Below are 20,038 nucleotides of genomic sequence, written 5' to 3'. Positions count from 1 at the left end.
TTTATTGGGAGAACGTTAATGTTCTACGTGCAACGCGATCAGAACAACGCTTTGGTGCGCGTCGAGGCGCAGGCTTACGCCGAAGCCACCGAGACGCTACCGGCCGACCATCACGAGATTCAGGCGTGGTTCGCCGACGATGCGGTCGACAACAGCCTCAAGCAGCTCAAGCAAAGTGACCTTGAGATGATTCGAGTGCTCGATGACTTGATCCAGGTCTTGATCACCAAGAACGTGATGAGCATCACTGACCTGCCACCCGCCGCGCAGGTCAAGTTCCTTGAGCGTACCCAGGCCCGGGCGGCCCTGGGCGGGTTGAGCGAACTGATCAATGACGATGAAACCGGCTTGATCTGAGCCGCGTACGCCTGCTTCACGGCGCGGCCGTCAAGAAGGCTTCGCCGCTACTTCCAGGGCGCCGGTTCACCGACCAGTTGGCCTTGCACCCCTTCAATGCCCATCTCGCGAATCACGCGCAATTCACCTTCGGTTTCCACGCGCTCGGCAATCAGCGGTAAATCGATGCTGTGAGCGGCACGCTGGATCGCTTCGATAAAAAACCGCTTGTGGCTTTCCTGATCGATGGTACGGATGTAGCTGCCGTCGATTTTCAAGTACGCCAGGCCCAGGTTCGCCAGGTTGCCGATCATGCTGAAACGCCCGCCGAAACGTTGCAGGCCAAGGCTGAAGCCCAGGCTGCGCATGCGTCGGGTCAGGCGCTCCAGTTGTGATTGCTCGGGCACTTGCTCTTCACCGATCTCCAGCGTCAGGCGCGGTCCCAGCGTGGGATGCTGCGCCAGGCGTTCGAAAACACGCTCCAGCGCCTGAGGGTCGTTCAAGGTGGCGGCCGACAGGTTCAAGGCCACCGATGGGCTGTGTTGGGTCAGGTGCTTGATCACCAGGTCGAGCATCAGCTGATCAAGGCGCGCGGTCCAGCCGAAGCGCTCCAGCCACGGCAAAAAGTGGCCCGCCGCGATGGTCTGGCCCTGTGGGTCGAGCAAGCGTGACAGCACTTTGTAATGCAGCACCTGCCGGGTATCACTGCTGCTCACCACCGGTTGGAAAAACAACCGGAAGCGCCCTTGGGTCAGGGCGTTGTCGAGCAAGGTGTGCCAGCTGTGGTGATCGTCGCCGACGGTGCCTTGGGTCTGGTGTTCCAGGCAGACCCATGTCTGGCCGGTACCGGCTTCGGCCTGGGCCAGCGCCTGGTCGGCCAGCATCAACAAGTCGGCCGAGGCATCGCCCGGTTTGTACGGTGCCAGCCCGATGTAGGCCACGGTCGGCGTATCGGTGGCGCCCGTTTCATAGAGGCTTTGCAGGGTGTTTTCCAGCGCCTGGGCCAGTTGCAGCGCTTCATCGCGCACCAGGCCAGGGGCGAGCACGGCGAACTCGCCGCCACGGCTGCGGGTAATCAGGTTCTGGGTTTCGGGGTACTTGGCGCACGTGCGCACCAGTTGCTGGCTGACGGCCTGCAGCAGTTGGTCGGTGCGTTGCCCGCCCAGGCGCTGGTTGAGGCCGCTCAAGTCGTTGACTCGCAACATCAGCAGGTAGCCCGAGCTTGCATCCTCAAGGTTGCTGACGCGGGACTGCAACTGCATCTCGAAATAGCGACGGTTGGCCAGGCCCGTAAGGCTGTCCTGATAGGACTCTACCCGCAGCTTCTCGCTGCGCTCGGTCTGTTCATGGAACAGCGCCTTGAGCTTCTCCACCATCTGGTTCATGGCCTGCACCACTCGGCGCAGCTCAGGGGTGCGGGGCAGGTCGGGCAAGCTCAGGAACTCACGACGGGCGATGGCATGGGACTGCTCGACCATATAATCCAGCGGCTTCAATTGACGCCGCAGCAACAGCGCGCCCAGTACCGCGCTCACCGCGCCGCAGAGCAGCAGCCAGCCGAGGCTCCCCAACGCGCTTTGCCACAGCTTGGCCAGCGCGAACATTGGGTGGCTGACCACCTCCACCCGCGCCGCCTGCTGCCAGCCACGGCTGACGATGGCATCGCCGCCGGCCGGGGCCAGGCCGATCATCTTCACGAACCACGCCGGGACGCTGCTGGCGTCCGGCTCGGCGGCGCGCTCCACCAGTACCTGGTTGGTGCTCAGGTCCACCACGCGGATGCTGGCGTAATAGCCGCTGTCGAAGATCGAACTGACCATCAGTTCGGTCATTGCCGGGTCATCGATATTCGGTGTCAACGACAGCGCCAGCGCGGTGGCGGCGTCCTGGGCATGGGAGCGCAGCTGATTGACGTACTGGGTACGCGAACTTTCCAGGCTGACGAAGAAGCTACCGCTGAACGCGACCACCAGGAACACGCAGATAGCGATCAGCAATTGTTTGAACAGTGACATCGTAGCTCCTGTTAATTATCCGAACCGGTCGGAAACCCTTCGGCGGTCATTTTCTTCAACACATCCTGCCAACGCGACAGACGCTTGGTATCACCGACTTTCTTGTTACCCGTTGCGCCGGTCAGCCACAGCCCTTCGCCGTTGAAGGCATACACCGGCAGCAGGTCAGGACGTTGGCTGGCCGGCAGAATCGGGTCCATCAGGCTGTCCAGCACCAAAGGCATGGCCTCGGGGCTTGAATAGTAGGTCAGTACCATATGCGCACGATTCTGGCGCAAGGCCTTGACGTAGGTAATGCGCAGTTTCTCGGCCGGTACGCCCAGATGACGCAGGCTGAAGTATTTGGCGATGGCATAGTCTTCACAATCGCCGGCGCCTTTCCACAAGGACTGAATGGGCGTCGCCCAATAATCCACCTCGTGCCACAGATCGATATCTTCTTCGTAGTGCAACTGACGGTTGAAGAACAAGTTGACCACTTTGAGTTGTTCGCTCTCGCTGACCTGCTTCTGCGTGGCCAGCAGCTGTTGCCAGGCATCGATGCGCTGCCGCCCCGCGCCCAATGGTCCGTACAACGCTTCGGCTTTGCGGCTGATCTGGCTGAAATCCCAGTCGGCGAGTAAGTCGCCCAGCAGCCCACCGCCCAACACCACCGTGATGGCGAGGCTGTAGAGGAACCGCGAGAGTTTGAAGCGTATCGCCACTGCGCTTACCCAAAACGTGCAGCCTGGAAGGTGTCGCAATGGTGCGGGGATGGCGGGTAAAAAACAATGGCACGATGAAATCACCGCCCAGCAAATGACGGTATTTTTCGTCAGTAAATTGGCAGTTTTCCGCTCGTCTGAAAGGCTGATGGTTTTTTGATCAAAATAATGACACTTCATTGGGCCTGACCCAGAATGCAGCCCATAACATGCTGACAAGAATACGTACGGGCAGACCTGATTGGCCGACCTTTCACGTCTTCCAACGGCGCTGCGAAGGAGCCCCGGCCATGAGCCGCACCGATGATTTATTTGCCTTGTTCGGCAACAGCGTTTCCCGTGACCCGAAGGGCAAAAATGCGCGGCTGCACTTTTTCGGCAGTATTCCATTTGATGACGGCACCCGCGTGAACCGTGAAGATGGCTCGCGCATCCACCCTCATGGGACTCGCGGGAATCCGTCATCCTCGCATGTCGAAGCCGCCCCGTTGCGCGCTACCGTGGTGGCTGTGGTCTCGGTTAATGGCGGCGTGGGTCGTAGCACGCTGGTCACGGCATTGAGCAGCGGCTTGCAACGCCTGGGTGAGTCGGTCCTGGCAGTGGACCTGGACCCGCAAAACGCGTTGCGCCAGCACTTCGGCGTTGATCACCTGCGGCCCGGTGTGGGGCGCAGCAGCCTGCTCAACGCGCCGTGGACCACCGCCTTGCAAGCGGGGTTCGCCGGTTGCCAGGTGATCCCTTTCGGCGAAACCGACAGTCGCCAGAAGGAAGGCCTGCAGCGCTGGCTCACGCGCGAGCCGGCCTGGTTGGCCGAGCACCTCTCGGCCATGGGGCTGAGCGCAGGCCACACGGTGATCATCGATACGCCTGCGGGTAACAATGTATATGTGCATCAAGCCCTGAGCGTGGCCGACATCGTATTGGTGATCGCCCAGCCGAATGCCGCTTGCCTGGGTACTCAGGATCAGTTGGACGCCCTGTTGACGCCCTACCTTGAGCGGACGCGCGCGCCACGTTGCCACTTCGTGATCAATCAACTGGATGAGCAATCGGCGTTTAACCGAGAGATGCTCGAAGCCTTCAAGCTGCGTCGCAGGACGAGCCCCTCGGTGGTCGTGCGCGGCGACGCGCTCATCAGCCAAGCCCTGGCCTTTGCCATCGACCCGCTGGATAACGCAGCGTCCAGCCCGGCAGCTGCCGATATCAATGAGTTGTGCCGGTTATTGATCGCGCTCAAAAGAGCCGCGTAGAGCGCGGTTTATTCGCTTAAGCCAGACGCTTATGCACAATCGGTTGGATGCGTCATTAAGAAACACTCTTTTTGTGGAGCGTTTCTCATCTGGGTTTAACTGCCTGTTTTAAGTGCACTTTATGATGTGAACAAAAAATGACCAGTACGGCTTTTTGTCTGTGACCCAGGCGTTCAGAGGCCTCGCAAATAAACCATCAACAGAGTTATCCACAGGCTGGGCTGCGTCAATTTGCCCCTTGATCGCGCTCGGCAAGCACCATCAAGTTGCGCGGTGTCAGAGCGGCATCGCAGAAGCTGCCCAGTTCAACGCGGTAGCCTTGTTCCTTCAGAAACAGCGCGCGATCCAGCACCAGCCATATTTCCAGCGGTCGTCGAAACAGCCCGCGTACCAATTCCAGGTTTCTCACCTCGGCCAAGCGAGCCCAGCCGTATGCCTCCAGCGCGGCCCAATCCTGCTGGCCTGTGGATAAACCTTTGCGACTCGCCAGCGCCTCGCAGTAGTCGGCGAACGGCACGTTCAACCACGCAGGGGGCAGAGGCGGGGTGGGTAGGTACTCGTCGCAACCGCGTAATTGACGTTGCAGTTGATCGAAGCCCAGGCGGCGGGCCATGGACGTGTCCCGCTGCTGGCGTACACGCTTGCCGGCGGTGACGGTTTCGCTGAGCGGCAGGCCGAGATCTTCGATCGACAGTCGCAACGTTGATGCGCGGCCCGCCTCGGACAATGGTTGATAGGTCCGTGCGCTGATGCGGTTGTAGCAGCAGGGCGCCAGGGCCAGCTGTTTGCAGCCCTGTGCGCTGGCCAGTTGCAGCAGGCGCACATGCAGGTCACCGCAGGCGTGCAGGGCGACGGGTGTGTGTTCGGCGCTGATGGTTACGGCGGCCATGACGTCTTGCAGGCGATGGGTCGCGGGCAGGCCATGGTGATCGCTCAGTGCCTGCCCGGCGGCGACCAACGCCGGGTCATATTCAAGGCAAGTCAGCTGTTGCCCGGTTTGCAGCAAGCGGCGGCCCAGGTGGCCTTTGCCGGCGCACCAGTCCAGCCAGTGCGTGGGGGCTTGCGCGAACTGCAGGGCGGCGCCGAAGGCCTCGATCTGCTGCCACTTGCGGCCCGGCACATCGACATTCAGGCGGTGATGCGCGGCGGGCAGGGGGCGGGTCGGCAACTTATTCACAGCACTGAGCTGGCGAGCCTGGGCGGCAAGCTGTGGAAACGGCGCGGGCGCCGCAAGATCGTAGGGGTTGTTGTGGCTGGCTTCGGCGTCGTCCAGCGAGCGTTGACGCAGCCAGCGCGCAAGCTCGGGGTGTCGGGATTCCCAGGCCAGTTGGCGATGGGTAAAGGGCCGTGGTTTCCACAGCCCTTGATGCTCGATCAGGAAGGCATCGAGTGCCTGGAAGCGCGCCTCAACGTCCCTGGCAGGCATCGACGCGCAGCCAGCGTTCCAGCAGTTTGAAACCGCGTACCAGGATGTACGCCATCAACAGGTAGAACAAACCGGCGGCAAAGAAGATCTCCACCGGCAGGTAGGTCCGGGCAATGATGGTTCGCGCCATGCCGGTCAGTTCCAGCAGCGTCACGGTACTGGCCAGGGCGCTGGCCTTGAGCATCAGGATCACTTCGTTGCTGTAGGCCGGCAGGCCGATGCGCGAGGCGCGGGGCAGGATGATATAGAACAGCGTCTTGGGTCTGGACATGCCCAGGGCGCGGGCGGCTTCGATTTCACCCGGTGGGATGGCCTGGATCGCCCCGCGCAGGATCTCGGCGATATAGGCGGCGGTATGCAGGGTCATGGTGGCGGTGGCGCACCAGAACGGATCGCGCAGGTAGGGCCACATGAAGCTGTTACGCACCGCATCGAACTGTGCCAGCCCGTAGTAGACCAGGAACAGCTGCACCAGCAGTGGCGTACCCCGAAAGAAGAAAATGTAAGCGTAAGGCAGGGCGCTCACATACCAGCGGCGCGACGAGCGGGCGATGCCCAGGGGGATTGCCAGCAGCAGCCCGGCGATGACCGCGATGGCCACCAGCTCCAGGGTGAGGACGGCGCCCTGTGCCAATTTGGGCAGCCATTTGATGATCACGGCCCAGTTCAGGCCCAGGTCGAAATGCGCCAGCCAGCTGTAGTCGCCGCTCATTGGGTGCTCCTTGCAAAGCCGCGGGCGGCGCGTTTTTCCAGGAAGTGCAGGGTGGTCATGGCCAGTACGGTGAGCCCCAGATACATGAGCGCCGCGACCATGAAGAACGTGAACGGTTGCTTGGTCACCGTAACGCCGATCTGTGCGTGACGCATGATTTCTTCCAGGCCGATCACCGACACCAGTGCAGTGTCTTTCATCAGGATCATGAACAGGTTGCCCAGGCCCGGCAGGGCGATGCGCCACATCTGCGGCATGATCAGGCGGGTGAAGATCCGCAGCTTCGACAGCCCCAGTGCGACGCCCGCTTCGCGGTGGCCCTTGGGGATGGCGAGGATCGCGCCACGGAATACTTCGGTGGCGTAGGCGCCGAAGCACAGGCCGAGGGCGATGACGCCTGCGGCAAAGGCGCTGAGGGACAGGTCGGGATTGCCGAAGAACTCCCCGAGCGCGCGCATCAGGTTGACGGTGCCAAAGTAAATCAGCAGCACCCATAGCAGCTCGGGAATGCCGCGAACAAGGGTCGAGTACGCACCGCCAAGCCACTGCAGCGGCTTGTACGGGGATGTCTTGGCCAGGGCGCCGGCCAGGCCGAGCACCAGCCCCAGGCACAGGGCCGTGAGTGCCAGTTTGACGGTCATCAGCGCGCCGGCGGCGAGCGCCGGGCCGAATCCGTAAAGGTCGAAATTCATGGTGTTTTCATATCGCGGCAGGCATTGCTAAAAGCCGACGCGCGCAAACGAGCGCGCCGGGCAGGCCGTTCAGGTCATTCGATGCTGAACGGGAAGTACTTGTCGTTGATTTTCTTGTAGGTGCCGTCTGCCTTGATCTCTGCCAGGGCTTTGTTCAGGCGCTCGCGCAGCGGGTCGCCTTTGCGTACGGCGATACCGATCTTGTCGCTCTCCACGACAGGCTCACCTTTGAATTCAAAGTTGGAGCCGTCTTTGCTTTTGAGCCACTCATACTGCACGTACTTATCCGCCAGAATGCCATCGACACGCCCGGAGATCAGGTCGAGGTAGGCGTTTTCCTGAGTGTCATAAAGGCTGACCTTGACGTTGTAGTCATCTTCCATGTTGCGGTCGTCCAGCCAGGTGCCGGCGAGTGTTGCGCGTTGGGCACCGATGGTCTTGCCGCTGAGATAAGCCTTGTCTGTCTTGAAGTCGGTGGCCTTGGGCGCGATGAACTGCAGCTTGTTGGAGTAGTACGGTTCGGTGAAGTCGACGGCCTGCTTGCGTTCGTCGGTGATCGACAGCGAGGACACCAGGAAGTCGAATTTCTTGGCGTTCAGGGCCGGGATGATGCCGTCCCAGTCGGACACATACACTTCGCACTTCTCGACTTTCATCTTGGCGCACAGCGCGTCGCCAATGTCTTTGTCGAAGCCGACCACTTGGCCACTGGCGTCTTTATTGTTGAACGGCGGGTAGGCCGCCTCGATCCCCATTTTCAAGGTTTCTGCCATGGCCGTGGCGCTGAACGCCATCGAAACGGCTGCGGCCAGAAGGAATTTTTTATAGTTCTGCATGCATGTTGCTCCGTTAGCGGTTGCTGGACATGAATTGTTTGCAGCGCGCCGAAAGCGGGTTTTCAAACACCTGCTGTGGCGATCCTTGTTCCTCGATCAAGCCCTGATGAAGGAACACCACCTCACTGGACACCTGGCGGGCAAAGCCCATTTCGTGGGTAACCAGCAACATGGTACGGCCTTCTTCGGCCAGCGCGCGGATCACACTAAGTACTTCCTGAACCATTTCCGGGTCAAGCGCGGAAGTGGGCTCGTCGAACAGGATGACCTTGGGCTGCATCGCCAGGGTGCGGGCAATGGCGGCGCGTTGCTGCTGGCCGCCGGACAATTGCGCCGGGTAGGCATGGCGCTTGTCGGCAATGCCGACCTTGGCCAGCAGGGCTTCGGCCACTTCGATGGCTTCGGCCTTGCTCTGCCCGAGCACACGGCGGGGCGCCTCGATGATGTTGTCGAGGATGCTCATGTGCGGCCACAGGTTAAAGTTTTGAAACACAAAACCGATTTCGCTGCGCAGGCGGTTGATCTGCCTGCCGTCGGCAGCCATCAGCTCGCCGTTCTTGGCAGCCTTGAGCTTGAGTTCTTCGCCGGCCACCAGGATCTGGCCCTGGTGTGGGTTCTCCAGCAGGTTGATGCAGCGCAGGAATGTGGACTTGCCGGAACCGGAAGAACCCAGGATCGAGATCACGTCGCCGTCGCGAGCGGTCAGCGAGATACCTTTGAGTACCTCCAGCTCACCATAACGTTTATGCAAGTTGCGGATTTCAAGCGCGGGCGTGGCCTCGGCCATGTGGGGTCCTCATTGTGTTCTGCGTGCCTGCTGCAGGGCCGCCTTCATGGCGAGGCGCCAAGCTAGCATAGCGTCCGGATGGCAGCCAACAGCGTGGCGGGCGGTAAACAGACGGCGTGCGGCAGGGTGTCGCATCGGCACAGCGGCGTGTCGCGCCGTCAACAACCGAACAAGCGTTTGAACCCGCAACGCCGCAGGCTTCGCGTCAAAAAGGGCGCGATGGTGCCAGCTTTGGCCAGGTGTTGGAAGGGTTAAAGGGGCAAACGGTCGCTATCGGCGCCTTTATGGGGCGTTACTTATTTTTTGTGTGTGTTTTTGGTGCGCGTATCGCTTGGGATTGTGAGTCGCTCGGTAACGCTATAGCGGAATGCCCTTGTTCTCAATGACTTGCGAGTGCTCTTCAAAACTCCTGCAGCCCACGTCAATCGCGGCTTTGTAACATTTTGGCGCAAATCTTGCGTAAAAAATAAAGAACGCCCTGTTGGTTTCTTTTCACGAGGAGGATCCCAGGTCGGGCGGACCGTTTTCGCAATTCCTCGCAAAGGTGTGTCAATGAGTAGTACGCAAAGCTCCAATGACCTCGAACAGGGGCTCAAGCCGCGCCACGTCACGATGCTGTCGATTGCCGGCGTCATCGGTGCCGGTCTGTTTGTCGGCTCCGGCCACGCGATCGCCGCTGCCGGCCCTGCGGTGCTGCTGGCCTATGCCGCCGCGGGCACGTTGGTGGTGCTGGTGATGCGCATGCTGGCCGAAATGGCCGTGGCGTCGCCCGACACCGGTTCGTTTTCCACGTATGCCGACCGTGCGATCGGCCATTGGGCCGGTTTTACCATCGGTTGGTTGTACTGGTGGTTCTGGGTGCTGGTGATTCCATTGGAAGCCAACGCGGCCGCCACGATCCTGCATGCCTGGTTCCCTGATGTGGCGATTTGGGCGTTCACGCTGGTGATTACCCTGCTGCTGACGGCCACCAACCTGTTCAGTGTGAAGAACTACGGTGAGTTCGAGTTCTGGTTCGCGCTGATCAAGGTCGTGGCCATCGTGGGTTTCGTGATCCTCGGCCTGGCGGCGATTTTCGGTTTCCTGCCGACCAGCCAGGTCAGCGGCGTCTCGCACCTGTTCGACACTCAGGGCTTTATGCCTAACGGAATGGGCGCGGTGCTGGCTGCCATCCTGACCACCATGTTCTCGTTCATGGGCACTGAGATCGTCACCATCGCCGCGGCCGAGTCGAAGAACCCGGGCCAACAGATCACCAAGGCGACCAACTCGGTCATCTGGCGTATCGGCCTGTTCTACCTGTTGTCGATCTTCATTGTTGTCTCCCTGGTGCCTTGGAACGATCCGACTCTGGCTGCGGTAGGTTCCTACCAGACCGTGCTTGAACGCATGGGCATTCCGAATGCCAAGCTGATCGTTGACCTGGTAGTGCTGGTGGCGGTGACCAGTTGCCTGAACTCGGCGCTGTATACCGCTTCGCGCATGCTGTTCTCCCTGGGCCGTCGTGGTGACGCCCCGGCCGTGGCCAAACGCACCAACAAGAGCGGTACGCCTTACTGGGCGGTGATGCTGTCCACCGGCGCGGCATTCCTTGCCGTGTTCGCCAACTACGTGGCTCCGGCCGCGGTGTTCGAATTCCTGCTGGCCAGCTCCGGCGCTATCGCCTTGCTGGTGTATCTGGTAATCGCAGTGTCGCAACTGCGCATGCGCCAGAAACGCACGGCGGCAGGCGAGAAGATTGTCTTCAAGATGTGGCTGTTCCCCGGCCTGACCTACGCGGTGATGGTGTTCATCGTGGGCACGTTGACCATCATGCTGTTCCAGGAAGCGCATCGCGTGGAGATCATCGCGACGGGCATCCTGAGCCTGCTGGTAGTGGCGGCGGGGTTGATGGTGTCGAGCCGGCGCAAGGCTCAGAGAGTAGGGGCTGCGGTGCTTAACTGACCGCCATTCCACTGTGGGAGGGGGCAAGCCCCTCCCATTTTTTGTCAGTCTTGCGAGTTGGTAAGGGCTTGGGAGGCGGCAATGTAGTCCGCTTGAAACTGCGGCGATTCGATCCACGCCAGTGCGGCGGCTTCATCATCGCTGTCCGTGGCCCACTGCCGGTACTCGATCAGTGCCGCCAGGATAAAGTCGGTAGCTTCTTCTTCGCCTTCCTGCTCAAGTACCAGCGCGAGCAGCGGGTGGGCCAGGAATGCCGCGCATAGCGCTTGCTGACTGATCTCGCTGGCAACGCGCATCTCCACGAACAGCTCTGTTAAATCCACCGACTCCAAATCGATACGGCTGTCATCGCCGGCGAACGCATCCGGCTTAGTCGCGACCGCGCGCTGGGTGCGGTTCTGTTTGGCCTTGGCCTTGGCCCGGTGGGCACGTTTTTGCTGCTTGTTCGGCGAGGCCATGGGCTCACGTCCTTGGGGTCAGGATCTGGGTCAGGTATTGAAGCGCAGGTTGGCGCAAATCCCAAGGGTATCTGCCATTAATTGGCTGGCATGTTCTCGCCGTTCCAGCCGCTCGCCTGGTAATCACGCCAGTAGATGCTTAGGCTTGCGCCTTTGCGTTCCACCAGGGCGTTTCCATGACCCGCGACACCCTCGAACATCACCAAATCCCTATCTACTTCGTCACCGTCCTGCTGGCTGTCGGCTTCGGCCTGCTTGCGCCTTCGTGGGGGCACGGCCTGGGTGTGTGGATCACACCGGCCATCGCGGTGCTGATGTACGCGATGTTCCTGCAAATTCCGTTTATGGACCTGCGCGAAGGCTTGAGCCGCAAGCGCTTCATGGCGGCCTTGCTGCTGGCTAATTTCATCCTGGTGCCCTTGCTGGTGTGGGGGCTGACCCTTGGCTTGGCGGAGCGTCCGGCGCTGCTGGTGGGGGCGTTGCTGGTGTTGCTGACGCCGTGCATTGATTACGTGGTGGTGTTTACCCATATCGGTAAGGGCGATTCGCGGTTGATGCTCGCGGCGACGCCGGTGCTGCTTTTGCTGCAGTTGCTGCTGTTGCCGCTGTACTTGGGGCTGATGCTGGGGGCGCAATCCGGCGTGGTGATTGACGCGCAGCCGTTTGTGCAGGCGTTTGTGCTGCTGATTGTGGTGCCGATGGTGGCGGCGGTGGCGACCACGTTTGTGGCGCGTAGGTCGGCACTCGTCGGCGCTTGGAACGCGGCTTGGGCCTGGCTGCCGGTGCCGACGATGGCGCTGGTGCTGTTTGTGGTGATCGGTTCGCAGATCACGTCGGTAGTGCGCGATTTCAGCCTGTTGCTGCCGGTCATTCCGGTCTATGTAGGTTTCCTGTTGCTGGCGCCGCTGACGGGCGCCTTGGCCGCGCGGCTGTTCGCGTTGCCGAGTGCGCCCGCGCGGGCGGTGACGTTCAGCGCGTCGACGCGCAATTCGCTGGTGGTGCTGCCGCTGGCGTTGGCATTGCCCGAGGAGGTGCGTGGGCTGGCCGCGACGGCTGTCATCCTGCAAACCCTGGTGGAGCTGGTCGGCGAATTAATCTACGTGCGCCTGGTGCCCGCACTGGTATGGCGTGGCGGGCGCTGAAGGGTGAAAGATTGAGGGTTGTTCAGGCGTTATTCAGCAGGGCGACCGGCACCATAGGTCGGCGCTTTCTACCTGGCAGGTCAATCGATGGATCACCGCAACCGCTTTCGCCTGGAGTCCCTGGGCATTTTTCTGTTCGCCCTGATGCTGTTTACGCTGGGCATCTGGGACCAGCAGCCGCAGGGATTTGACGGGCGCTGGGCGCTGTTCCTGCAAGAAATGTATCGCCACGGCGCCAGTCTTTTTCCCACCACGTACGGCCAGCCCTACGCGGACTACCCCGGCACCGCGACGTTCTTCAGCTACCTGTTTGCCCGCCTGTTCGGTGCGCCCAATCATCTGGCCAACGTGCTGCCCACGGCGCTGGCTTCCGCCGGTGTCGTAGCGCTGATGTATCGCTTGCTGGCCCCTTCGAGTCGTCAGTGGGCGCTGCTCAGCGTGCTGTTGACACTGCTCACCACGCAATTGCTCGAAAAGTCCCGTTCGGTGTGTCTGGATCAGATGGTGGCGTTGCTCTGTGTAGGTAGTTTCTATCTGCTGCACACGGGGGAGCGCTTGGGTTCTCGATTCAGGCAACTGGCGGTCTTCCCGCTATTCGTGCTGGGCTTTGCCATACGCGGGCCGCTGGGGTTGATCGAGGTGTGCGGTGTGGTGTGCGTGTATTGGGCGCTGGGCAAACCGGGCGAGCGGGTCAGGCAGGTACTGATCCACGGCATCATCGGACTGATTTTGCTGGCGGCGTGCTGGCTGCTGCTGATGAGGCTCGCGCGGTTCAGCGGGGGCGAGGGGTTTGCCGCCGAGGTATTCAGGATGCAAGTGGGCGGGCGCCTGGATGAAAGCGGCGAGCCGTTCTATTTCTACTTCCAACTGAGTTTGTACCGCTACTTTCCGGTAGTGCCCCTGGCGCTGGCAGCGTTGTTTGCGTTGCGTCATCGCTGGTCTGAGCGTTGGGTAAATGATGACATGCAGCTCATGGTGCGACTGGGAGCCTGCGGTTTGATGATCCTGATCGGGTTGTCGGTGCCGCATTTCAAGCGGGCTTATTACATCCTGCCCATGGTGCCGATGTTCGCCGCTGTCGCCGCCTATGGGCTGCTCCAGGCGCAAGGCTGGCTGACTGGCGTGCGCCGCTGCTACGAAGTGCTTGTCGCGGCTTTGCCGTCGTTGTGCGTGGTCGCGGTGTTTGTGTGTCGGCATGCATGGGAGAAACACGGTTACTGGCCTGACATCTCGTTGCCGCTGTTGATTGGTTCGCTGCTGGTGCTGCAGGTGGCCGCGCTGATCGCCTGGCGTCGGCCGCTGCGCTTGGTGTGGCTCAGTTTGATAGCGCTGCTGGGGCAATGGCTGATGCTGGTAAGCGTGGTGGAGCCGGCCAAGGACCTGCAATTCGATACGCGGCAGTTTGTCGGCCAGGTCGAGGCCCTGCGTGCCACGCAGCCGGGGCCGTTGGTGTTTGTCAATCTGGCGCGGGACACCTGGGCGGTGCGCTACATGATGAACCTGGATCACGATGAACAGCCGCTGTTCGTCGGTCGTGATCAAGTGCAGCGCCTGGCAGCGTTACCGCGCCCGGTATGGGTGATCGTCGCGCGCAAGGAAACCGCGTTGTTGAAGCAGACGCCGTTGGAGCATCTGGCTCCGGCGTTCAATGGGCGATTGAATGACAATCCGCTGATGGTGTTTTTGCTGGAGTGAGGTGAGTTTTTTGTCTTGCGGGAAAGCCTCGAAGGAATGGGGCTAATAGAGCGGTTCATTGCTTCGAGAACAGGCCTGGGGGCGTCAAATCCCAGGCAATAAAAAACCCGCACCAGGCGGGTTTCTTATGTGTTTCAGATGATATGTGCACCACCTGAAACTAATGAGTGGTGCCCAGAGACGGAATCGAACCGCCGACACGGGGATTTTCAATCCCCTGCTCTACCGACTGAGCTATCTGGGCAACGGGGCGCATTAAACGGGTTTTTCAGGGGGGCGTCAAGCAAGTTTTCAAAAAATATTTAATTATTACCGTCGCTTACGTTCCGACCCCGGTTTTTGATCAGTTATTGAGCAGGTGGTACGTAGCCGTCGGCCTTGGCGTAATCCTCGCCGGAAAAGAACTTGTCCATTTCGCCCTGCAGGTATTTGCGGTCTTCGGCGTTCATCATGTTCAGGCGTTTTTCGTTGATCAGCAGGGTCTGGTGTTTTTGCCAGTCGGCCCAGGCTTTGGCGGAGACGTTGTCGAAAATGTCCTGGCCCTTGGCGCCGGGAAACGGCGCGCGTTCCAGGGCAGGCAATTCTTCGTGGTACTTGCGGCACATGATGGTGCGGGTCATGACGACTCTCCTGCGTTCAATACATCGGCCGCGCGTTTGAGCAGTTTTTTCACCGGGGCGGCAAGGCCCAGGCGCGGCGGGGTGGCGAGGTTATACCAGAGCCAGTCGGCCTCGGCCACGTGATGGGCCGATTCCTGCACACGGACCAGCAGCGGTTCGATGGCCAACTGGAAGTGGCTGAAGGTGTGGATCAGCCCCGGCAGTGCCTGTTGCCTGCCCAGCTTGAGCGCATGCTGGTGGGCGAGGTGTTCCAGGTCCTGCAGGTCGTCCAGTTCCGGCAGGCTCCACAGGCCGCCCCACAAACCGGTGGACGGGCGGCGGTAAAGCAGAATCGCGCCCTCGGCATTGGCCAGCATCGGCATGAGCGTGCGCTTCTGCGGAATGCTCTTGCGTGGCTTGGGAATCGGGTAGCGCGTTTCCAGGCCTAGCCTATGGGCCTCGCAGCTCGTTTCCAGCGGGCACAACAGGCAACTGGGTCTGCTGCGGGTGCACAGGGTTGCGCCCATGTCCATCATCGCCTGGGTATAGGCGTTGACCCGGTCATGAGGTGTGAATCGCTCGGCGGTGGCCCACAGTTGCTTGGCTACCTTGGGCTCGCCTGGATAGCCTTCCTGCGCGGTAAATCGTGCCAGTACGCGCTTGACGTTACCGTCGAGGATCGGTGCGCGCAGGCCCATGCTCAGGCTGGCGATCGCGCCGGCGGTGGACAGGCCGATACCGGGCAGCTCGGTGAGTTTTTCCACATCCCGCGGAAACTCGCCGCCGTACTCGGCGACCACAATCTTCGCGGTCTTTTGCAGGTTGCGTGCGCGGGTGTAGTAACCCAGGCCCGTCCACAGGTGCAGCACTTCGTCTTCCGGTGCGGCGGCCAGGGCTTGGACCGTCGGCAGCGAGGCCATGAACCGGTCGAAGTAGTTGAGCACGGTGCTCACCTGGGTCTGCTGCAACATGATCTCCGAAACCCACACCCGGTAGGGTGTGATGCCCTGTTGCCAGGGCAGGTCATGGCGACCGTGGCGGTCGTACCAATCCAGCACCGCCGTTGAAAACTGCTCGTTTCTCATCGTTTGAACAGGCCTTTGAGCGCGTCTTTGAGTTGCGGGTTGACCTTGTCGAGTTTCTCTTCGAGCTTCTCGTTGAGGCGGTTGCCGGCGGCCTTGACGGCAACCTGGCCGAGGCCGTCCTTGTCCAGGCGGCAGGCTTTGGCGCCCAGCTCCAGCGGGCCGCGGCAACGCAACGGCACTTCGATACCCTGGAAGTTGGCACCCACTTCGCAGGCCGGGTCGGGCACTTCGCGCTGGTCGCCCTCGACAATGATGCCAACCCGGTAATCCATGCCCAGCACGCGCAGGTCCACGTCACCGTTGCCGTTGACCGTCAGGCCGGGGATGCGCACTTTCAGGTCCGGGTTGTTGGCCACGCCGTTACGGAACGTCAGGTTGCCCCTCAGCTCCTGGAATGGCGTGTCCTTTCCGCGTTGCTCGCCGCTCAAGGTCTTGCGGTTGAGCAGGGCGATGCCGGTGCACAGTTGCTGTTCAAGGTTGGCGTTGAGCAGCACGCCGTTGTTGATTACGAAGCTGGCGGTGCCGTTAAGGCTGTCGATCAGGGCTTTCTGGCTGTTGCCACGGCCGCTGAGGTTGCTGTCCAGCGTCACTTGGCCTTTGACCGGCGGCGTCTGCCCCTGGGCCTGCAGGATGCGTTCGACGGGGACTTGTTTGATGCGGGTTTGCAGCGCGAGCACCGGGATGTCCTGGCGCACATCCAGATTGCCGTTTGCCTGGAAGGTGCCGTTGTAGAGCCCGCCGCTCAGGGTGTCGAGCTTGAGCTGGCCATCGACGCCGGATGCTTTGAGCACCGCGTTCTGGATCGGCAGTTTGCTCAAGGTCAATTGGCCGAACGCGAGGTCTGCATTCACGTCGAGCGTGCGCAGGCGCGTCAGCGGCAGCAGCTTGTCGGTGCTCCAGGCGCCTTTGGTCGGCGCCTCCGGCAGCGGCGTGGTGCCGCCGGCGGCCATCGCGCCGGCCTCGCTGTTCTGGACTTCGGCCTGGCGTGCGGCGCTGGCACCCTTGGCGGATTCGGACTTGGCGGGCAGGTAATTGTCGGCGTTGAACGTGTCGCCCTTGAGTTGAACGCGCAGCGACTGCCTGGCGAAGTCATCCACCGCCACGCGACCGGTGAAGGTGCTGCCGTCGAGTTTCAGGTTCAAATCTTCCAGGGCGAGGCTGGTCGGCGTGCCTTTGAGACGGCTGACCAGTTCGACTTTGCTCAGGCTGCCCTCGGCCATCGGCGGCAGCGGGTTGCCCACGCTGTCGAGGAACTTGGCCAGGTCGAACTGAGCGATCGACAAAGCGCCGTTGAGTTGCGGGGTCTTGTCCAGGTCGTTGACCTTCAGCTCGCCCAGGGCACGCAATTGGTTGGCCGAGAGCTTAAGGTTGGTCCATTCGGCGATGTTGGCCGCCTGGTCCACCAGCAACTGGCCTTGGGTGGAAAAGCTTACGGTCTTGCCTTGCAGCGGTTCGCCCGTGGCTTCGCCGCTGATGCGCATGTCTTCGAACTGGTAGCGCTTGAGCGCACGCTGGATGCGCAGATTGCCGGTCAGTTCGGTCTTGAGGCGCATCACCGGCTGGTTACTGCCGAAGAACGCAGTGAGCTTGACCGGAATGCTCGCGCCTTCATGAATGGCGCCGGCGCTCAACTGAATGCTTTCGGCGCTGAACTGCTTGCCGGTCTGTTCGTCGTTGTATTCGACGCGTGCGTTGTTGATGGTCAGGCTGTCGATGTCCAAGCGGATGGGCTGGGCCGGCTTCTCCGGTTTGACCTCGGCGGCTGGCTGCGCCGGTGTGGGCGCGCTGGCGGTCGCTTCGGAGGCGTCAGGGACGTTCTTGCCGATGTCTTCCCAGTTGCCGTGACCCTGCTTGTCGCGGTTCAGGCGCAGGTTCAGGCCTTCGACACGCACATCGCTCATTTGCACTTCACGGCGCAGCAGCGGCAGCACGCGTACCGACAGGCCGAGCATCTGCAGGTCGGCGAACGGTTGGGTCGGATTGGTCAGGGTCGCCACGCTGGCTTCGTGCAGTTCCAGGCCCAGCCAGGGGAACAGGCTCCAGCCGATGTCGCCATTGAGCGTCAGCTCGATGTGGGCCTTGTCGCGGGCAATCTGGCGGATCTCATCTTTGTAGTCGTTGGGATCGAAGAGGTGGGTCAAGGCAAAGCCGAGAGCCACAATGATCAGCAACAGCCCGAGAAGTACCAGACCCAGGATTTTGCCGAACGCTTTCATGGGCGAGTCCTTGTATGTCGATTTCAAAAATTAGCCGCAGAGTATAACGCCCGACGGCCTGCGTCAGTTCACCGATCGTTACATTGTATCCATGGGGGGCGAGAACAGGTTTTTGGCGTCAAACAAACTGAAATTCCTTAAAAAGGTGATGGCATTTTGGTTTTTTTCGCGTTTGTAGATGCTAATCTCTGCGCGTTCGTCCGCCTTCTGCGACCTATCGTCGCGCCAAAATGGAGTTTCGCTCAAAAAAACGGCCACGCTTTGCGTGCAAGGCCGGGGGGAAGCGCGCCTGACGGACGCATACCAATAACTGGGGGAAACACCAATGAGCACTCGCACGGCGGCCGCTTCTACAGCCGCACAGCCAGCGTTCCTGTCCAAGGAACGCATCATCGCCAAGCCCGGGTTCAACCGCTGGCTGGTCCCACCGGCCGCCCTGGCCATCCACTTGTGCATCGGTATGGCCTATGGCTTCTCGGTGTTCTGGTTGCCGTTGTCCAAGGCGCTGGGGATCACCGCTCCGGTTGCCTGCGCGCCGGACATGAGCTTCATCGCACAAGTTTTCTCGTCCCAATGTGACTGGCCTATCTCGATGCTGGGCTGGATCTACACCCTGTTCTTCATCTTCCTGGGCTGCTCGGCGGCGATCTGGGGCGGCTGGCTGGAACACGCCGGGCCGCGCAAGGCCGGCGTTGTATCGGCATTGTGCTGGTGCGGCGGCCTGCTGATCTCGGCGCTGGGGATCTATACCCACCAGATCTGGCTGATGTGGATCGGCTCCGGCGTGATCGGCGGTATCGGCTTGGGCTTGGGGTACATCTCGCCCGTGTCGACCCTGATCAAGTGGTTCCCGGACAAGCGCGGCATGGCCACCGGCATGGCGATCATGGGTTTCGGCGGCGGCGCGATGGTGGGTGCACCGCTGGCCGCGGCGCTGATGGGCCATTTCGCCTCGCCGACCAGCGTCGGCGTGTGGCAGAGCTTTCTGGTGATGGCTGCGATCTACTTCGTGTTCATGATCGGTGGCGCGCTGTCCTATCGCGTTCCGCCGACCGGCTGGAAGCCTGAGGGCTGGACCGCACCGGCGAAAAAAGCCAGCAATGCGATGATCACCCACCGTCACGTACACGTGAACGTGGCGTGGAAAACCCCGCAATTCCGTCTGGTATGGCTGGTGCTGTGCCTGAACGTCTCGGCCGGTATCGGCATTCTGGGCATGGCGTCGCCGCTGTTGCAGGAAGTGTTCGGCGGCAAGCTGCTGGGCGTGGACGTACCGTTCGGCCAACTGGATGCCGGGCAACTGGCCTCGATCGCAGCGATTGCCGCAGGCTTCACCGGTCTGTTGAGTCTGTTCAACATCGGTGGCCGGTTCTTCTGGGCGTCGTTCTCCGACTACCTGGGGCGTAAAAATACCTACTTCGTGTTCTTCGCCCTGGGCTTTGCCCTGTACGCGTTGATCCCGAACCTGGGGCACCTGGGCAATGTGGCGCTGTTCGTGGCCGCGTTCTGCATCATCCTGTCGATGTACGGCGGTGGTTTTGCGACCGTGCCGGCGTACCTGGCCGACCTGTTCGGTACCCAGATGGTCGGTGCGATCCACGGTCGACTGCTGACGGCCTGGGCGGCGGCGGGCGTATTGGGCCCGGTGCTGGTGAACTACTTGCGTGAATATCAACTGAGCATCGGCGTTGAACGCGCTGCGGCCTATGACATCACCTTGTACATCCTCGCCGGCCTGCTGGTGCTGGGTTTCATCTGCAACCTGCTGGTGCGCCCGGTGGCCGACAAGTACTTCATGACCGACGCGGAACTGGCCGCCGAGCAGGCGCTGGGCCATGACAAGGGTGCCGATGCCAGCACCGTGCTGGAGTGGAAAGCATCCGCCGCCAGCAAGCCAATGGCGATCGCCGCCTGGCTGGTGGTGGGTATACCGTTGGCGTGGGGTGTGTGGGTAACCCTGCAGAAGACGGCTGTCCTGTTCCACTAAGTTGATTGCAGGCGGGCGCACCATCCTGGAGCGCCCGCTTGTATGCACATGTCTATCCCCGACATTGCCCGCCTCAACTCGTCAGTCTTATCCCCTCCGATGTTTCTGTTTAGCGCCCGCGCCCCTATAATGGCTGCCTTTTTCGCCCAACGAT

18 protein-coding genes and 1 tRNA gene are annotated in these 20,038 nt (G+C 61.2%); 7 read left to right on the top strand and 12 right to left on the bottom strand.

Annotation, left to right across the window (positions count from 1 at the left end; all coding sequences use genetic code 11):
• Window positions 1-18 precede the first annotated feature (18 nt).
• A complete protein-coding gene (locus tag OSC50_RS23185) occupies window positions 19-357 on the top strand; it encodes a tryptophan synthase subunit beta (protein WP_181080258.1) in 339 nt (112 codons plus the stop codon).
• Between the two features lie 47 nt (window positions 358-404).
• On the opposite strand, the gene lapD is transcribed toward OSC50_RS23185, so the two are convergent.
• Together lapD and lapG are read right to left on the bottom strand one after the other, a co-directional pair.
• Window positions 405-2,351, bottom strand: a complete 1,947-nt coding sequence (gene lapD, locus OSC50_RS23180) for a cyclic di-GMP receptor LapD (RefSeq protein ID WP_266245459.1) — start codon at window positions 2,349-2,351, stop codon at window positions 405-407.
• 11 nt (window positions 2,352-2,362) lie between these two features.
• Window positions 2,363-3,055: a cysteine protease LapG gene (gene lapG / locus OSC50_RS23175; RefSeq protein ID WP_181080260.1), complete on the bottom strand. Its 693-nt coding sequence runs from the start codon at window positions 3,053-3,055 to the stop codon at window positions 2,363-2,365.
• Between lapG and OSC50_RS23170 the strand changes: the two genes are divergently transcribed.
• Both OSC50_RS23170 and bcsQ read left to right on the top strand, forming a co-directional pair.
• The gene (locus tag OSC50_RS23170; RefSeq protein WP_181080261.1) at window positions 3,039-3,215 is read left to right on the top strand and encodes a hypothetical protein; all 177 of its coding nucleotides are present in this window, start codon (window positions 3,039-3,041) and stop codon (window positions 3,213-3,215) included. The two genes, lapG and OSC50_RS23170, sit on opposite strands and share 17 nt — an antisense overlap.
• A 130-nt stretch (window positions 3,216-3,345) precedes the next feature.
• On the top strand, window positions 3,346-4,305 hold the full coding sequence (gene bcsQ / locus OSC50_RS23165) for a cellulose biosynthesis protein BcsQ (protein WP_266245461.1): 960 nt from the start codon (window positions 3,346-3,348) through the stop codon (window positions 4,303-4,305).
• Between the two features lie 226 nt (window positions 4,306-4,531).
• Here the strand turns inward: bcsQ and OSC50_RS23160 are convergent, their stop codons facing one another.
• The 5 genes from OSC50_RS23160 to OSC50_RS23140 all read right to left on the bottom strand — a co-directional run bounded on the left by OSC50_RS23160 (window position 4,532) and on the right by OSC50_RS23140 (window position 8,758).
• Entirely contained in the window at window positions 4,532-5,731 is a 1,200-nt protein-coding gene (locus tag OSC50_RS23160) for a methyltransferase (protein WP_266245463.1), read from the bottom strand.
• Complete coding sequence (locus OSC50_RS23155) at window positions 5,712-6,401, bottom strand: ABC transporter permease (RefSeq protein ID WP_181080340.1); 690 nt, start codon at window positions 6,399-6,401, stop codon at window positions 5,712-5,714. Before OSC50_RS23155 ends, OSC50_RS23160 begins: the two co-directional genes overlap by 20 nt.
• 38 nt (window positions 6,402-6,439) lie before the next feature.
• The gene (locus OSC50_RS23150; protein ID WP_181080264.1) at window positions 6,440-7,135 is read right to left on the bottom strand and encodes an ABC transporter permease; all 696 of its coding nucleotides are present in this window, start codon (window positions 7,133-7,135) and stop codon (window positions 6,440-6,442) included.
• A gap of 74 nt (window positions 7,136-7,209) precedes the next feature.
• Window positions 7,210-7,971: an ABC transporter substrate-binding protein gene (locus tag OSC50_RS23145; RefSeq protein WP_266245465.1), complete on the bottom strand. Its 762-nt coding sequence runs from the start codon at window positions 7,969-7,971 to the stop codon at window positions 7,210-7,212.
• A 13-nt stretch (window positions 7,972-7,984) separates the two neighbouring features.
• On the bottom strand, window positions 7,985-8,758 hold the full coding sequence (locus OSC50_RS23140; RefSeq protein ID WP_181080266.1) for an ABC transporter ATP-binding protein: 774 nt from the start codon (window positions 8,756-8,758) through the stop codon (window positions 7,985-7,987).
• A gap of 552 nt (window positions 8,759-9,310) precedes the next feature.
• Here OSC50_RS23140 and gabP point away from each other — a divergent pair.
• Entirely contained in the window at window positions 9,311-10,702 is a 1,392-nt protein-coding gene (gabP, locus tag OSC50_RS23135) for a GABA permease (RefSeq protein ID WP_253509992.1), read from the top strand.
• A 44-nt stretch (window positions 10,703-10,746) separates the two neighbouring features.
• On the opposite strand, the gene OSC50_RS23130 is transcribed toward gabP, so the two are convergent.
• A complete protein-coding gene (locus tag OSC50_RS23130; RefSeq protein WP_266245466.1) occupies window positions 10,747-11,160 on the bottom strand; it encodes a hypothetical protein in 414 nt (137 codons plus the stop codon).
• 176 nt (window positions 11,161-11,336) lie between these two features.
• On the opposite strand from OSC50_RS23130, the gene OSC50_RS23125 reads away from it, so the two are divergent.
• Together OSC50_RS23125 and OSC50_RS23120 are read left to right on the top strand one after the other, a co-directional pair.
• Entirely contained in the window at window positions 11,337-12,302 is a 966-nt protein-coding gene (locus OSC50_RS23125; protein ID WP_266245467.1) for an arsenic resistance protein, read from the top strand.
• A gap of 87 nt (window positions 12,303-12,389) precedes the next feature.
• Complete coding sequence (locus OSC50_RS23120; RefSeq protein WP_266245468.1) at window positions 12,390-13,997, top strand: ArnT family glycosyltransferase; 1,608 nt, start codon at window positions 12,390-12,392, stop codon at window positions 13,995-13,997.
• A 168-nt stretch (window positions 13,998-14,165) separates the two neighbouring features.
• On the opposite strand, the gene OSC50_RS23115 is transcribed toward OSC50_RS23120, so the two are convergent.
• From OSC50_RS23115 to OSC50_RS23100, 4 genes are all read right to left on the bottom strand, one after another.
• Window positions 14,166-14,241, bottom strand: a tRNA-Phe gene (locus OSC50_RS23115).
• A gap of 103 nt (window positions 14,242-14,344) precedes the next feature.
• Window positions 14,345-14,617 (bottom strand): oxidative damage protection protein, encoded by a 273-nt coding sequence (locus OSC50_RS23110; protein ID WP_106577463.1) that lies wholly within the window; start codon window positions 14,615-14,617, stop codon window positions 14,345-14,347.
• Window positions 14,614-15,681, bottom strand: a complete 1,068-nt coding sequence (gene mutY, locus OSC50_RS23105; protein ID WP_266245474.1) for an A/G-specific adenine glycosylase — start codon at window positions 15,679-15,681, stop codon at window positions 14,614-14,616. The genes OSC50_RS23110 and mutY overlap by 4 nt, the downstream gene beginning before the upstream one ends.
• On the bottom strand, window positions 15,678-17,897 hold the full coding sequence (locus OSC50_RS23100; protein WP_266245476.1) for an AsmA family protein: 2,220 nt from the start codon (window positions 17,895-17,897) through the stop codon (window positions 15,678-15,680). Before OSC50_RS23100 ends, mutY begins: the two co-directional genes overlap by 4 nt.
• A gap of 325 nt (window positions 17,898-18,222) precedes the next feature.
• On the opposite strand from OSC50_RS23100, the gene OSC50_RS23095 reads away from it, so the two are divergent.
• Entirely contained in the window at window positions 18,223-19,884 is a 1,662-nt protein-coding gene (locus OSC50_RS23095) for an OFA family MFS transporter (RefSeq protein ID WP_266245478.1), read from the top strand.
• The last annotated feature ends 154 nt before the right edge of the window (window positions 19,885-20,038 follow it).

The sequence above is a fragment of the Pseudomonas quebecensis genome, from assembly GCF_026410085.1.
Classification (GTDB): Bacteria; Pseudomonadota; Gammaproteobacteria; order Pseudomonadales; family Pseudomonadaceae; genus Aquipseudomonas; species Aquipseudomonas quebecensis.
This window is presented reverse-complemented; position numbering and strand designations above follow the sequence as displayed.

What these genes read in the sequence shown, in the direction of transcription:
- gabP (WP_253509992.1), top strand. Translation starts at nt 9,311, where the DNA reads ATGAGTAGTACGCAAAGCTCCAATGACCTCGAACAGGGGCTCAAGCCG.
- OSC50_RS23140 (WP_181080266.1), bottom strand. Translation starts at nt 8,758, where the DNA reads ATGGCCGAGGCCACGCCCGCGCTTGAAATCCGCAACTTGCATAAACGT.
- OSC50_RS23095 (WP_266245478.1), top strand. Translation starts at nt 18,223, where the DNA reads ATGAGCACTCGCACGGCGGCCGCTTCTACAGCCGCACAGCCAGCGTTC.
- OSC50_RS23130 (WP_266245466.1), bottom strand. Translation starts at nt 11,160, where the DNA reads ATGGCCTCGCCGAACAAGCAGCAAAAACGTGCCCACCGGGCCAAGGCC.
- OSC50_RS23125 (WP_266245467.1), top strand. Translation starts at nt 11,337, where the DNA reads ATGACCCGCGACACCCTCGAACATCACCAAATCCCTATCTACTTCGTC.
- bcsQ (WP_266245461.1), top strand. Translation starts at nt 3,346, where the DNA reads ATGAGCCGCACCGATGATTTATTTGCCTTGTTCGGCAACAGCGTTTCC.
- OSC50_RS23100 (WP_266245476.1), bottom strand. Translation starts at nt 17,897, where the DNA reads ATGAAAGCGTTCGGCAAAATCCTGGGTCTGGTACTTCTCGGGCTGTTG.
- mutY (WP_266245474.1), bottom strand. Translation starts at nt 15,681, where the DNA reads ATGAGAAACGAGCAGTTTTCAACGGCGGTGCTGGATTGGTACGACCGC.
- OSC50_RS23150 (WP_181080264.1), bottom strand. Translation starts at nt 7,135, where the DNA reads ATGAATTTCGACCTTTACGGATTCGGCCCGGCGCTCGCCGCCGGCGCG.
- OSC50_RS23110 (WP_106577463.1), bottom strand. Translation starts at nt 14,617, where the DNA reads ATGACCCGCACCATCATGTGCCGCAAGTACCACGAAGAATTGCCTGCC.
- lapD (WP_266245459.1), bottom strand. Translation starts at nt 2,351, where the DNA reads ATGTCACTGTTCAAACAATTGCTGATCGCTATCTGCGTGTTCCTGGTG.
- OSC50_RS23120 (WP_266245468.1), top strand. Translation starts at nt 12,390, where the DNA reads ATGGATCACCGCAACCGCTTTCGCCTGGAGTCCCTGGGCATTTTTCTG.
- OSC50_RS23160 (WP_266245463.1), bottom strand. Translation starts at nt 5,731, where the DNA reads ATGCCTGCCAGGGACGTTGAGGCGCGCTTCCAGGCACTCGATGCCTTC.
- OSC50_RS23185 (WP_181080258.1), top strand. Translation starts at nt 19, where the DNA reads ATGTTCTACGTGCAACGCGATCAGAACAACGCTTTGGTGCGCGTCGAG.
- OSC50_RS23145 (WP_266245465.1), bottom strand. Translation starts at nt 7,971, where the DNA reads ATGCAGAACTATAAAAAATTCCTTCTGGCCGCAGCCGTTTCGATGGCG.